The sequence below is a fragment of the Roseomonas sp. E05 genome, from assembly GCF_030063475.1.
Taxonomy (GTDB): Bacteria; Pseudomonadota; Alphaproteobacteria; order Acetobacterales; family Acetobacteraceae; genus Pseudoroseomonas.
On sequence record NZ_JASIRT010000018.1, the window covers coordinates 75,127 to 88,658 of the forward strand.

9 protein-coding genes and 1 tRNA gene are annotated in these 13,532 nt (G+C 67.0%); 4 read left to right on the plus strand and 6 right to left on the minus strand.

Features of this window, described 5'->3' with window-relative positions; genetic code table 11:
* Positions 1-31 precede the first annotated feature (31 nt).
* Genes QMO56_RS17255 through QMO56_RS17270 form a run of 4 tightly spaced genes read right to left on the minus strand, consistent with a single transcriptional unit; the run spans position 32 to position 2,616 of the window.
* A complete protein-coding gene (locus tag QMO56_RS17255; protein ID WP_283527687.1) occupies positions 32-970 on the minus strand; it encodes an energy transducer TonB in 939 nt (312 codons plus the stop codon).
* 13 nt (positions 971-983) lie between these two features.
* On the minus strand, positions 984-1,430 hold the full coding sequence (locus tag QMO56_RS17260) for an ExbD/TolR family protein (protein ID WP_283527689.1): 447 nt from the start codon (positions 1,428-1,430) through the stop codon (positions 984-986).
* Between the two features lie 6 nt (positions 1,431-1,436).
* On the minus strand, positions 1,437-2,177 hold the full coding sequence (locus tag QMO56_RS17265; protein WP_283527691.1) for a MotA/TolQ/ExbB proton channel family protein: 741 nt from the start codon (positions 2,175-2,177) through the stop codon (positions 1,437-1,439).
* Between the two features lie 10 nt (positions 2,178-2,187).
* Positions 2,188-2,616 carry a Tat pathway signal protein gene (locus QMO56_RS17270; protein WP_283527693.1) on the minus strand — a complete coding sequence of 143 codons (429 nt, stop codon included), beginning with the start codon at positions 2,614-2,616 and terminating at the stop codon, positions 2,188-2,190.
* Positions 2,617-3,218: 602 nt separating this feature from the next.
* Between QMO56_RS17270 and QMO56_RS17275 the strand changes: the two genes are divergently transcribed.
* The 4 genes from QMO56_RS17275 (at position 3,219) to QMO56_RS17290 (ending at position 6,859) form a co-directional block, all read left to right on the plus strand.
* Positions 3,219-3,488: a MoaD/ThiS family protein gene (locus QMO56_RS17275; protein ID WP_283527695.1), complete on the plus strand. Its 270-nt coding sequence runs from the start codon at positions 3,219-3,221 to the stop codon at positions 3,486-3,488.
* A 5-nt stretch (positions 3,489-3,493) separates the two neighbouring features.
* A complete protein-coding gene (gene moeB / locus QMO56_RS17280) occupies positions 3,494-4,672 on the plus strand; it encodes a molybdopterin-synthase adenylyltransferase MoeB (protein WP_283527708.1) in 1,179 nt (392 codons plus the stop codon).
* A 179-nt stretch (positions 4,673-4,851) separates the two neighbouring features.
* Positions 4,852-6,366 (plus strand): polysaccharide biosynthesis protein, encoded by a 1,515-nt coding sequence (locus QMO56_RS17285; RefSeq protein WP_283527697.1) that lies wholly within the window; start codon positions 4,852-4,854, stop codon positions 6,364-6,366.
* A gap of 400 nt (positions 6,367-6,766) precedes the next feature.
* A tRNA-Ser gene (locus QMO56_RS17290) sits at positions 6,767-6,859 on the plus strand.
* Between the two features lie 555 nt (positions 6,860-7,414).
* Here the strand turns inward: QMO56_RS17290 and QMO56_RS17295 are convergent.
* Together QMO56_RS17295 and QMO56_RS17300 are read right to left on the minus strand one after the other, a co-directional pair.
* Entirely contained in the window at positions 7,415-9,607 is a 2,193-nt protein-coding gene (locus QMO56_RS17295; protein WP_283527699.1) for a UvrD-helicase domain-containing protein, read from the minus strand.
* Positions 9,604-13,389, minus strand: a complete 3,786-nt coding sequence (locus QMO56_RS17300; protein ID WP_283527700.1) for a Zn-binding domain-containing protein — start codon at positions 13,387-13,389, stop codon at positions 9,604-9,606. The genes QMO56_RS17295 and QMO56_RS17300 overlap by 4 nt, the downstream gene beginning before the upstream one ends.
* Between the last annotated feature and the right edge of the window lie 143 nt (positions 13,390-13,532).

A 13,532-nucleotide genomic window follows, 5' to 3' on the forward strand; every position in this document is an offset into this window, starting at 1 on the left:
GGGAGGGTCCGTCGGCGCCCTCCCGGCCTTCTCAGCGCAGGTTGAAGCGGACGGGTACCACCAGCTCGACGGTGCTGCCGCCTCCCATCTCGTCCGGCACGGGCGGCAGCGAAGCCCGCCGGATCATCTCGCCCACCGCCTCGTCAAGCGTCTGCGAGCCCGTGCTGCGCTCAATGCGCCAGCCCAGCAGCGTGCCATCGCGCTGCATGCTGAAGCGCAGCAGGGCGACCCCTTCCTCGCGCCGCAGGCGGGCGGCGGTGGGGTATCGCTTGGCCCGCTCCAGCGCCGCCGAGAGCCGCGCCAGATAGCTCGGTGGCGGCGCGGCCATCCGGCGGGCCACCGGGGCGGGCGCGGCTGCCGGTGCGGGCGCCGCGGGAGCGGGCGCGACAGGCGCGGCCGTCTGCCGGGGGGCGGCCTGGGGCCTCGGCGCCTCCCGCCGCGGCGGCGCGGGCGTGGGGGGCGCCGGCGGCCGCGCCGCCTGCGGAGGCGGCGGGGGTGCGGGTGGCGGCGGGGGCGGTAGCTCCTGCGCCTCCAGGATCGGTGCGCTGTCCGGCTCCGGCGCCTCGGCTGGCGTGACGTCGGGCGGCACCGCCTGCACGACGTCCGGCGCCGCGGACTCGACCGGCTCCACCTCCGCCGTGGCGACCTGTGGAGGAGGCTCGGCCGGCGTGGCCTGCGGCGGCTGCACCAGTGGCGCATCGGGCGGCGGAGCGGCGGTGACGGCCTCCGGAGGCGGCTCGGTGGTGGCCGCGGGCGCCACCACCGCCTCCACCGGCTCCGCCACCTCGCTCGGCTCGCTCGCATCGTTCGCCGGCGCGGTCGGGATGGTGGCCAGTTCCAGCGGCATGATGGCCGGCTGGGGTTCGGACACCGGAACCGCCAGAAGCAGGAATGCCGCCGCGCCGCCATGCAGCGCGATGGAGGCGCCCCAGCCCAGGGCGCGCGGCGCGGGAAGGCTCAAGCTGGACATGGGATGGTTCCGTTCAGCGCGCCTGCACCGCGCCGGCAGCCTCCGCCTCGGCGATCAGCGAGACGCGCGTGATGCCGGCCTGGGTGACGCGCCCCATGACCCGCAGCACCTCGCCATAGGGAACGGAGCGGTCGCCGCGCACATAGACCGGGGCTTCAGGGTCTTCCGCATGCATCTCCCGCAGCCGGACCACCAGGTCCGGAGCGGCGATTTCCTCCTTCCGGAGAAAGACGCGGCCGTCGGCGGTCACGGTGAGCACGGTGGGCGGGCGCTGGGCCGCGGCGCGCGGAGCAGCGGTCTTCGGCAGCTCCACCGGAACGCCGACCACCATCATCGGCGCCGCCACCATGAAGACGATCAGCAACACCAGCATCACATCCACCAGGGGCGTGACGTTCATGTCGGCCATCGGCAGCGGATCGTCGTCCTCGCCGCCGAGGCTGGGGCCGGAGAAAGCCATGGCGGCTTACTCGGCCGCCGCGCTGCTACGGGCGTCCGCCAGGCGCGGCGGCCGGCGGGAGAGGCTGGCGGCGAGGTCCGCGGCGGCGGCCTGCCCTTCCTGCCGCAGCCGGCCGAGCCGCACCAGCAGGCGGTTGTAGGCCATCACGGCAGGGATGGCGGCGACCAGGCCGATCGCGGTCGCGAACAGCGCCTCGGCGATGCCGGGCGCGACGACGGCGAGGCTGGTGTCGTTGCTCTGCGCGATGCCCGCGAAGCTGTTCATGATGCCCCAGACGGTGCCGAACAGGCCGACGAAGGGCGCCACCGCCCCGACGGTCGCCAGGAAAGGCAGCCCCGGTTCCACGCTGCGGAGTTCCCCGGTCAGGGCATGGCGCATCGCGTGCTCCATGCGGTGCCGGTACTCGAAGCGGCTTTCGCCGGGTTCGCGGCCGTCGCGCCATTCGCGGGTGCCGGCGCGCAGCACACGGGCGGCGAGCCCCTCGCCCTGCGGAGCGACACCTGCCGCCGCATCGGGGCGCGCCGCACCCACCAGCTGGCGGACCTCCCGCCCGATGCGCCGCAGCAGGACGGATTTCTCGACGATGATGGCCCAGCAGATGACGGAAGCCAGGGCCAGCGCGATCATGACGCCCTTCACCACCCAGTCGGCCTGCAGGAACAGCCCGAGCATGGAAAGGTCGGGCACGGCGTGCAGGCCGGCGACGGGAATGTCGGCGGCAGGCGGAGCGATCTCGGTCGGGTTCATCGGGGCCGTCTCACTTCTCGAAGGGAACGCCCTCGACGCGCGAGGACAAGGCAAGGCGCGGCAGGCAGGCGCTGCCGCCATTCGGCGCTGGTCCGCAGGCGAGCAGGTCGTTCAGCAGCAGCGAGCCGATGCCGCCGCAATCCTGCCCGCTCAGGTCAAAGACCCGGGCCGTGGTCTTCTCCGCGGGCAGCGGGCCGACATCGAGGGCAAGGCGCCTTGAGATCACCCCGTCCTTCCCGAAGACGAGAAGGTCGAGGCGCAGGGGATCAAGGGCGGCGGAGGCGGCGTTGCGCAGCACCAGCCAGACCCGGCAGCCCTCGCCCTGCGGCTGGAGCCGGTTGAGTTCCAGACCGACCGCGTCGGCCGGGGACTGGGCCTGGGCGGGGGCATGCAGCAGCAGCGCCGTCAGAAGACTCAGAGTGCCTGTGATCCCTCGCATTCCCATCCGGCAAGGCTTCCTTCGCTGCTGCCGGGGTTATGGCGCTATTGCGAGGCGGTTGCAATGCGAATGAATCGCAATACTGGGCCGTGGCCCCTTATTGATCCTCTCCTGAAGGCCCTTCCTGCCATCTGCCCCGAGCGCACCCCCTGGCGGTGATCGCCTCCGCAAGCAGGCTGGCGACGGAAGCGCCTTCGAGGTGCTTTTCCGGAGCTTCGGGAGACGAGTGCACCATAAAGAAACGCCGCGCGCAGATTGAGGGAATATTTCCCACATTTAGCTCTTTCTCTGATGCTTGATTTGCGAAGAGCAGCAGAGAAAAGGCAGAAGCTTACGATCTTGAATCGCTGCCTGGGGGGATGCGCGCGGTTTCTCCGGGAGGTTTCGCCGATAGGTTTACCAAGATAAGGCAGAGTAAATTAAATTTAGTTCATTTAAGGCAATTTGAATTGCCTTACTTCTGAGTAATGTTTTGCCGGCGACCGCCAGCCAAAACACACGCAAAATTTCGCGATATCGCCAATTAGATTGGTATGAGAACTTTTAAGAGACGTGATCCTGGCTATACTGAAGACACCGCTCAATTCCCAGGGATAAAATCAATGCCTGTTGTCCTGATGCCAAGTTCTCTACGCCGATACACCGCTCAGCATCCGAAAGTTACTGTTAGCGGAGAAACAGTTTCGGCCGTCCTCAACAGTCTTGTTCAGCAAGCCCCAGAAATGCGCGGGCATCTCTTTGCTGCCGGTCAGCTCAGGCACTTTGTTGTTGTCTCCAAAAATGGACAGGATATTCGGCTGCTTCAGGGTCTTGAGACGCCTGTCGCCGCCAATGACGAGATCCGCATTCTCGCCAGCATCGCCGGGGGTTGAGCGCCGTGGCTGCGGAAATGCCCCTGCCCGAGTTGACCGAAGCGGAGCTGCGGCGCTTCGGCCGCCATCTGATCCTGCCGGAGTTCGGCCTTGAAGGTCAGCGCCGGCTGAAAGCCGGCAGCGTGCTACTGATCGGCGCGGGCGGCCTTGGCTGCCCGACCGCGCTCTATCTGGCTGCCGCCGGCGTCGGGCGGATCGGCCTGGTCGATGCGGATGTGGTGGAAGAGACCAACCTGCAGAGGCAGATCGCGCACGGCCACTCCACCCTCGGCCGCGCCAAGACCGAGAGCGCCGCGGCGCGGATGCGCGACCTGAACCCGGACGTGGTGATCGAGCGGCATGACGTCTTTCTCTCGGTGGACAACGCGCTCGATCTCATCGCCCGCTACGACGTGGTGATCGACGGGACCGACAATTTCCCGACCCGCTATCTCGTCAACGATGCCTGCACGAAGCTCGGCAAGCCGAACGTCTTCGGTGGCGTGCTGCGCTTCGACGGCCAGCTCAGCGTCTTCGATGCGCGGCGCGGCCCCTGCTACCGCTGCCTGTTCCCTGAGCCACCGCCGGTTGAGCTGGCGCCGAACTGCTCCGAAGCTGGCGTGCTGGGCGTGCTGCCCGGCGTCATCGGTGCGCTGCAGGCCACCGAGGCGGTCAAGCTCCTGAGCGGCATCGGCACGCCGATGATTGGCCGCATGCTGGTCTATGACGGTCTCGACCTCAGCTTCAGCACCGTGGAGCTCGCCAAGGCCCCGAACTGCCCCTGCTGCAGCAAGCCTTCCTCCGAGATCGTGCTGCGGACGGAGCAGATGGTTTGCGCGGCGCCGCCGGTCGGTCAGACGCTCAGCCCCGCCGAGCTGCGGGCGCGGCTGGAGGCGGATGACACAATGCTCATCCTCGACGTGCGGAACCCCGATGAGTGGCTGGGGGGCACCATCCCTGGCGCCCTGCGCATTGCGAAGCCGGAGATCGAGCAGGCTGTCCAGTCGGTCCTGAGGGATGGCGGGAAGGCGGAAGGAGGGGTGCTCGGCACACTGCCGCGTGACCGGGACATCATCGTCTACTGCCAGTCCGGCATGCGCAGCAGCGCCGCGATCCGCAGCCTTGTCTCCGCCGGCTACGATCCGGCGCACCTTTTCAATCTGGAGCGGGGATTTTCAGCCTGGCGAAAAGAAGCTGAACAGTAAATTCATCCACAATTCTGACCCTTGCAGTGAAATCAATCCACGAAGAGTGTATATTCAAATAATTTACTCCTGACTGGAGTTCCGGTAGCGCTCTCCGTGGATTATTTGTCATACGAGAAAGCGTTTCTCCCAGACTTCAACTTTCGTGATCTCCTGCCTTCAGCAAGCGGACCCCAACCATGCCTCTGCAAACCAGCGCCAGCCTCATCGATGAGATAAAGAGCCTGGCTCCTCCCGGGCTTGCGGAGCTGGATTCCGGGACACTGGCCGCCCTGCGCGGGGTGACCCGCCGGTTGATCGCGACCATGAAGAGCGAGGGCCGGCTCTCCGAAAACCCGATCGAGCTGGCGATGACCCGGAATGTCGCCCTCCACCAGGAGGCGGCGCTGAAGCGGCTCAAGGGCCGGCGCGTCATGGTCATCGGCGGCGCCGGCTGCGTCGGCACCCGCCTGCGCACGCTGCTCGCCAGCTTCGAGCCGCAGGCGCTCGTCAGCCTTGACCTCGTCGCCCATAGCGGCCTTGGCAGCGGCATCCAGGTCGACATCCGCGACGCTGCGGCGCTGGACGCCGCCTTTGCTGAGCTGCGCCCGGAGGTGGTGTTCCACCTCGCCGCCATCCGCGAGCCCGGCCGGGCCGAGGTGGTGGTGCGGGACGCGGTGGAGACGAATGTCTACGGCACGGCGAATGTCATTGCCGCCTGCCAGCGGCATGGGGTCGCCCAGGCGGTCTATTCCTCGACGGGCAAGTGCTTCGCCTACATCACGGACCACGTCTATACCGCCACCAAAAAACTGGCGGAGGCGCAGTGGATGGCGGCCGCCCGCCAGGATGGCCCCACCCGCTTCGTGACGACCCGCTTCACGCATGTGCTGGAGAACGGCGTCGTCGCGCGCGACATCGCACAGGGCATCATGTCCGGCCTGGTCGGGCTGCATGGCGCGGACCGGCACTTCAACCTGCAGAATCTCCGGCAGGCGACCCATCTTCTGGTCAATGCCGTTGCCCTGGCCGGCGAGCAGGCCAGCGACAGTTTCTGGAGCGCCATCGACCTTGGCTGGCCGGTGAACACGCTGGAGATGGCGCTCTACCAGATCGACCGCGGCGGGCAGGACGTGGCCGTCCGCTTTTCGGGCGTTCCGCGGGGCTATGATGAGCAGTTCTTCCGCGGCCAGTTCGATTGGAGCGGCGAGCACGAGTACCACCCCCTGATCAACGCGCTGGAAGCGCCCAGCAACTTCACGGACAGCACCGGCACGATGATCGGCGCGCGGGTCTCCGCCTGCCCTGAGGATCTCCTCCGGCGCGAGCTTCACCGCCTGCGCCAGGTGCTGGACGAGAACCCGCGCGAGGGCGGATTCGTGGCGGATGCGGTGGTGAAGCGAGCCCTCCTCGATGCGGTGGCCGGCCTGGCGGCCGCGATCTTCGCGTCAAGCGACCCGCTTCGGCTGCTGGACATCCTCTGGTGGGGTGCGGCGCCGAACTGGGCCGGGCCGAAGGCTGCCACGGCGCAGCGCTTCGCCCCTGTGCTCGCCCGGCTCGCCGATGCGCTGGTACAGAAGGCCGAAGCGCTCCACGGCGCCTGCGGCGCCCAGGACAAGGCGCTGGATGTCGCCGGAACCTTCCGGCAGATTCCGGGCCTTGAGGACAAGGCGAGAAGCTTGCGGGCAGCGTTCGATCTGGCGGTGGTGGGCTAGAGCATTTGTTTTTATGAGCATCTTCACCCGTTCCGATGATGCCATCGGAACGGGATCTGCTCTAAGACCGCTCCCGATCAGGCGTGCCGGCCTGATCGGGCCAGGACACATTGTGGCGGAAAGCTCCTGGCGGGCGGGCGCTGCCGGTTTCGGCGGGCGGCAGGTGTTCCGGCCCGGGCGCCGCAGCGTGCGGAAGGCGCGGTTTCCCTTTTCCACCGGCCCCTTCCCCGGTCCCGCCGCGCCCGGTGAATCGTCCTGAAGCGCGGGAATACAGGGGGGGCTTCGGCGAAGTGCAGGACGGCTCCATTTTTCGTCCGGCTTGTCGCCCTCCGGGTTTGACGGGCGACCGCAGGAAGGCTAGAAGCGGCTCCGCATACGCCGTGCAACTTCAACACCCTGCGGAGGGGTGGCCGAGTGGCCGAAGGCGGCGGTTTGCTAAACCGTTAAACGGGGATAACCCGTTTCGTGGGTTCGAATCCCATCCCCTCCGCCAGTTCCCATACGAGCCGTGCTCTCCGCCTGACCGAGCATCGCGCTGAGTGGCAGGTCTCCTGGGGTTTTCGGGGCAGATCTGTTGACTGGCCCGGCGCGGAGCCGGCCGAAAATCGCTCTCCGAAGGCCAATTCTCTCCGGACCTCCTGACTTAGGCGTTTTAGTACGGAATGCAAAAACCTAGGTAAATGGCCGGTTTCAGCGCGCTCGCCTCTTGCTTCGGTTCGAACCCCACTTGCCTGAAATCCGTACTTCGAGAGCGAACACTTCGGTACGGCCAGTCGGGCGGATCACTCTTCCTCCGAGAAAAGATCCTCGTCCAGGCGTTCGAATTCAACGGTTCGGCTGATTCGCACCCGAACGCCGTGCTCGACTATCAGTTCGGTTAAGCGTTTCCCGTTGATCAGAACCACTCGCTGCGGGATCTTCGATGCGAAGTCGACGGTCTGAGCCGAAGAGGCTGCCTGTAAATGCCTGGGTCTCCGGCCGCCCGACGGTGCTGCCCGGCGCGCGCCGCTTGGGCCTCCTACACCACGAGTCGGGACGCAACGGTAGCTCAGGGCGGGGCATCCAAGGTGGCAGCGTCAATCAGGCCCGTTGCAATTCCCGACCAAGAAACGCGAAGCGCCTGCTTCGCACGGGTTGCTGCGACATGGAGGAGGGACCGGTACTGCATGACGATGTCCTCCCGGTCCGCTGGATCGACCGCCGTCCGAAGCACGCCCGGCGGCGGGAATGCGGTGTCGGAGAGGAACGGAATAGACACCGCAAAGAATTCGAGACCCTTCGCCCGGTGCATGGTCGTGATCCGGACCCCAGGAACAGCCCGATCGTCCGCGCCGGACTGAAGGAGCACCGTCTCGATCCCTGCGGCGCGTAGCGCTCCTTGAACCCTCTCCACGTCCACTTTGCGCGCGCAAAGCACGCCTATGTCGGAGAGTCGAATTCGATCTGCCGGGAGCCCGCGGAGCCAAGCTACCAGCCCCTCCAGTTCCTTCGCCTCGGATTTGTACCCGACTAGCAACGGGGCAGCCCCCTGCATGAGGCTGACGTAGCCGCGCAGTGTATCCGTCCCCTCGTCAAGGTCATCCACACTCACGCCCTCGAGGACGGAGACGGCCCAAGCGCGGATCTCTTGCGTGGTCCGGTAGTTGAGCCGAAGCTGCTTCGATCGGCCCCGGACGTTGATCCCGCAGGCGGACATATTGGCTCGCCGTCCATATATTCGCTGATGCGCGTCCCCCACGATGAAGAGAGTATTCCGGTCCCCAGACGGGGTCTCCGGAACGATCGCCCGGATCAGCCGGAATGCTTGCTCCCCCATGTCCTGCGCCTCGTCCACGATCACAGCGGCGTAAGGGAGGTTCGGTGCCTCCGAGGTCAGGATTTCGGTCGCTTCCCGGTACGCGTCATCCGGCTCCGCAAGCCCCTCGCTGATCAGCCGCGCCCGGTAATCGGCGAAGATATCCCACAGGACAGCCCGCTTCTTGCGGTCAAGCGGGGTGCCGCGCCCAGCCCGGGACGCCTTCAGGTAGCCCCTCTGGTCGGCCACCCCCTTGGCCTGCACGATCTGCGCCCATTCCGCGCGGACGAACGGCTCGGACAGCCCCTCGGGCAGCTCGTGATCGTCGAATACCGACCGCCAGACCTGGTCGAGGCGATCGCGCGCCTCGCCGAAGAAGGCGACCTCGCGCGCGAAGCTCTTGCGCTTGAGGAACTGGGAAACCCACCGGTCTAGATTGATCACCTCGATCCGTGGCGGGCGCGCGTCCAGATGCGCCGGACAGAGGGTCCGCAGGTTGGCCTCGATGTCATGGGCGAGGCTGGTCGTGAAGGTGGTCAGAAGCACCCGCCTGCCCGCCTGGGTCGGATCCTTCTCGATGTGGTCCGCCAGATGCTTTGCCCGGTGCATCGCAACGACCGTCTTGCCGGTCCCGGCGCCGCCCCGGACCAGGACCGGCCCGTTATAGTCCCGGTAGGCGATCTTGCGCTGTTCGGGGTGCAGGAAAACGCGCCACCCCTCGAGCCCCTCCTCAAAGACGCGACGCAGCTCCGCCTCGCTGTCCGGGATGAAGATCGTCTGGCGGCTCTGCTCCGTCTCGATCAACTGGCCGAAGGTCAGATCCGCTGGGGACGTCTGCGGCTCCGCGTCCGGCTCCCCGCCGACCCCGGTCAGTGTCTTGATCTCCTCGTCCTCATAGCCGGCCGCGACCGCGTAGAGGATCTGATAGGTGAGAGGGTCGAACCGGTCCTCCGCACCCTCCAGAGCCTCGATCGTGGGGATGTTGCGGACCGCAGGCAACTCCTCCTCTGCCACGCCGAGCTCGCGCAGGCGCGCGTCAGAGACCGCTCCGAAGAGACGCGGAGCAGCGGGGGCCGGGATTGCCACAGGCTCCATGACCGCATCGAGCTCCTCGATGATCCGGATGCGGTTCGTCTCCGGGTCGAGCTTGACCCGGCGCCCGGCAGCCCAGCGGTAAGCCTTGTCGTGCTCGTTCACGTGCACGAACATGATGTCGCGGCTAACCTCAAAGGCGATCGCCCTGTACCCATGATCGACCCGCAGAGACTTTATCGAGCTGTCCTTGGATCCCTCCACCGTCTCGAGATTCAGCCCGTTCGCGGACGGGTCGGACATATAGCGGGTCATCATGTCCATGAACTTGAGCGCCACCCGGTCGGGCAGCTTCCGCAGGCTCTTCATGCAGCCGATGTCGTAGGAGACCCGCTTGGTCATCGTGCCCGTCATGTCCGTGCCTCCTGAAGGGCCTTGATAATCCTCGAGACTGTCTCCCCGACTTGGTCGGTTCCTGGATCGAACCGGATCAGCGCCCAGCCGGTCCCCTCATGGGCCGTCTCAGCGACGGCGACGCGCGGCTCCACCCATCCGAACTCCATCATGCCGATCACGCGGCTACCCGCGAGCAGGTCGTCCCCGATCCGGTCCGGCCCGGGGGTTTCCGCCGCGATCAGCGCGTCGATCAACGGGTGGAACGCCTCGTCGCATAGGGCGCGCGCCTCCTCCCAAGCGGCCGTGGGCGGCACCCCTTCTGGCTCCGCGACCGGCTCCGACATGTCCGGCGGCGCTAGCGTGTCGAGCCCGTCGACTTCGACATGGAGTCCGCGCACCCCCTGGAACAGGTTCACGACCCGCCAGAGCCCGCGCCACGCTTCCGTATAGAGGGCCTTCGCGGCTGGGATTTCGCCTGGGTCCGGCAGGACCGCACGAAGAAGGAGCCGGACGTCGCGGTCGGACTGCGCCCATTCCGTCGGCGAGATCTTCTGGCAGGCCAGATAGAGGTCGAGCGCCCCGACACCTACATGTTCCGCGAGCCCCGGTGAGAGCAGGAACAGCCGCCCCGCCTCGGAAAGGGCCGCCTGTCGAGGGAGTTGATCGAGCGGCCGCCCCGCCTTCACGAGCCCCCGGACCAGGATGGAGCGGATCGCCGCCTCGATGTCGGTGCCCCCATCGAGGAAGCCCCTGAGCGCCTCGAGCGTGCTGACCGTCTGAAGCGCACGGACCGCCTCCGCGTGTGGGGCGAGAAGCGGGTGTGCCAGAGCCCTTCCGAGGGGGCCTGTCATCTGCGTCCCGAGGGCGGTCTCGGAGAGCGGGTTCAGGTAGCCGCCGTCCTCCGGGTCCAGGTCTCGCCAGGACAGGGTCCAGACCCGCACCTGCCCGGACCGGATCATCAGCATCCGGTCCAGAAGGTCCTGCGCCACCGTGCCCGCGTGATACTCGATCCCGTCCATCTCGATTACGACCGGCAGCCCACCGCCGCGGCCGACGGGCGTGACCAGGAAGTCGATCCTCTTGCGAGGGAGGCCCCGAAACCGAGCGTCGATCTGCACCTGCGGCTCGATCGTCCAGAGGCGCGGCGCGTCCGACCGGCCCGCGCGCAGCACAAAGCCGCGACGTCCACCCGGAAGGACCTGCGGGGTTAGCGCCCCGTCACCGTAAAGGTCGGAAAGGGCCCGTAGGAGCCGCTTCTCGAGCACGCTCTCGACCAGCGCCCCCCGGATCGACTCGTCGATCCCGGTCTCGGTCCGGGTCAAGCTGTCCCACTTTTGGAGGATCGTCTCCATCATCTGCCGCGCCCGGTCCCGGTCCGGCTCCCCTGGTCCGAACTGGGACCGGTACGGCTTCACGCAACGGAAGCACCCGTTCCGGTCCGGCTCCTGGTTGCAGGGGCAGTCTCGGAGCCCCTCCGCAGCGCGGCTGATCACCGCGCGCATCGTGTCCGGATGCTCAGCGATCTGGCGCAGATAGCCTGAGCCGCCGGGGACGGAGTCGTAGAGGTAAAGACTCCGGACCGTGGCCATCCCGTTCAGTTGCGCCTGGAAGATGGTGGACCGGATATGATCCACTTTGCCCGCGAAATGACGCCGCATCCCGAGGTTGATCGCCGCAACGAAGCTCTTGAGGTCATCGTCATCCGCGTCGCCGACCACCGGGATCACGATGCGGATCGCCTCTGTGTCAAACTTCCGCATCAGGAACACGCCTGTCTCCCAACGGTCCCGGTGCAAGTCCTGATCCCGCATCGCAACGCAATTCGGCGGGTGCGTCCCGCGATCGTCCGCACCGCGTGGTGGACCCTGGAGTGACCCGCAGTGGCGACAGATCTGGAACGGCTGCGCAGGCCGGCGCTCCCCCGCAATCCTCGGACCTGGCAGGCTGGACTTCTGGCCGAAGTTGAAGTCCCGGAAGGTGCAGTGAGGGAGGAACTCAAACCCAAACGGGGCGCCGTTGTCCCGGCTCGTGAACCAAGAGGTGGCGATGTCCTCCGGCCCGTGGAACGGCATCAGGACACGGTCGAACTGGCGCTGGTCCCGCTGATCTCCGTCGCGGATCGCCGCCTTTTCCTCGCTGTCCACGGCGATGACCGACTTCAGCTGGACCACGTTGTGCTCGGAGCCGCTGTCCGACCACATCTCGTCCCCGCATTTCGAGCAGGTGCGGGCTTCCGTCCCCTCGATCCGATGCGCAACATGGGAGCAGGCGGGGCAGAAGGTCCAGGCGGTCAGGTCCTCCTTGCCCATCTCGATCCGGTCGATCTGGACCTGGCGACCGTTGGCGTAGAAGAACTGCCCCGGTGCAAGCTCCGATAGGGCAGAACTGGCCGGACGGGAGTATTCCTTGTGCAGGAGGCCATCCTCGTCGCGCGCGACAGCGCCGTCGTTGCGCCGCGACAGGATCGAGGTCAGCTTCACCCCCTCTTCCGGGAAAGCGTAATTCGGCAAGATCCCCTTGTCGGTCAGGAACTTGATCACCGGCACGTCGTCGATCCCGCTGCGGATCAGCCGGTTGATCTCGGTCCGGTCCCGGTTGAGGTCCTGCTCGCGACGCTGATACTCCTCATCTGTCAGCTCGGCGCGGCGCTTCTGGAGCCGCTTGAGCTCCTTCGTCGCCTCCTCCCGCTTTTCCACGAGCCGGGCCCGCTCTGTCGCAGCCGCGTCGAACGCCTCCCCGACGCGCCACCCGATCGATTTCGGGTCCGTCCCGGTTAGGTAGGACCGGATCCGATCCGCCAGATCTGTCCGGTCCCGGACCTCCCGCGGCAGGCCGGAAAGGAACCGGTCCGCCAGCTCCGGCCCGGTCTCGCGCACCAGCTCAAGCCATTCGATCGGGAACCCCTGGGTCACGCCTGAAGTCCGGCGCTTGAGCACGTCACGGACCTTCCCGTAATCCCCGCTGACGGTCGAGCCGAACACGTAGACGTCCAGGGTGAACGCGGTCACCTGGCGAAGAAGTACCTCCTCCGCCGCAAGGAACACGCCCGGCGGCCGGACCTGGCCCGCGAGCATCGGGGTCGGGTTCTCCCAGAACTGGAGGTCGTGCGCGCGCGCATTCGCAAGGACCATGTTCAGCGCGTTCCCGTCACGCCGCCCGCTCCGCCCCATCCGCTGGACGTAGTTCGCCTCCTCCGGAGGAACGGAACTCAGAAGCAGGGTGGACAGGTCCCCGAGGTCGATCCCCATCTCCAGGGTCGGGGTGGCCGAGATCAGGTTAGGGGCCCAGCGTGTCTCCCCCTTGATGAACCCGGTCTCGACCCGCAGCCGCTCATCCGTCTCGAGGATCCCGGTATGCTCCCGGGCGACCACCCTATGATTGCGGTCCGAGCGGAGGGATCGGCGCAGCGCGGGTCTGTCAGGTTGCTTCGTGCCGGCGAAGTGCCCGTCGCAGCCTATTCGAGTGCACGGGGATCCGATGAGGATCTTCGCGTTCTCTGCGAGCCCGGTTTCGCGCCGACTGCACCGGTCGCAGGTGAGCCCGATGGTCGCGGTAGAAACTGTCACCCGCTCCGGCACCAGGAGCCAGGCGTGCCGGTTTTGGCCCTCCGGCCCGTTGACGCGCCGTACGATATCGTCGGCCTCAAGCCGCTGCAGCAGGATCGGGTAGATCGTGTCCGGGTCCATCCCGTAGCGCAAATCCGACGGGCCGATCGTCCGGAACAGCCAGTCCCGGTACCAACTGGCGGTTCCGGTCCGGGTAATCCGTTCGAACCCGATCGGCGGCTGGCCGAGGGTCACCGGGATCGGGGCCAAACCCCGGCGTGGAGTGAACCCCTGAGGCTGGACCACGATGGGTCAGAACTAAGCCACCTGCCGGACCAGTTGGTGTTCGAACTCTTCGGGTGACCGGTAGCCAAGCGCCGAGTGGAGGCGCCTGGCGT

Excerpts from the sequence above, each read along its gene's own strand:
- QMO56_RS17255 (WP_283527687.1), bottom strand. The coding sequence starts at position 970 with ATGTCCAGCTTGAGCCTTCCCGCGCCGCGCGCCCTGGGCTGGGGCGCC.
- QMO56_RS17260 (WP_283527689.1), bottom strand. The coding sequence starts at position 1,430 with ATGGCTTTCTCCGGCCCCAGCCTCGGCGGCGAGGACGACGATCCGCTG.
- QMO56_RS17265 (WP_283527691.1), bottom strand. The coding sequence starts at position 2,177 with ATGAACCCGACCGAGATCGCTCCGCCTGCCGCCGACATTCCCGTCGCC.
- QMO56_RS17270 (WP_283527693.1), bottom strand. The coding sequence starts at position 2,616 with ATGCGAGGGATCACAGGCACTCTGAGTCTTCTGACGGCGCTGCTGCTG.
- QMO56_RS17275 (WP_283527695.1), top strand. The coding sequence starts at position 3,219 with ATGCCTGTTGTCCTGATGCCAAGTTCTCTACGCCGATACACCGCTCAG.
- QMO56_RS17285 (WP_283527697.1), top strand. The coding sequence starts at position 4,852 with ATGCCTCTGCAAACCAGCGCCAGCCTCATCGATGAGATAAAGAGCCTG.
- QMO56_RS17295 (WP_283527699.1), bottom strand. The coding sequence starts at position 9,607 with ATGACGGGCACGATGACCAAGCGGGTCTCCTACGACATCGGCTGCATG.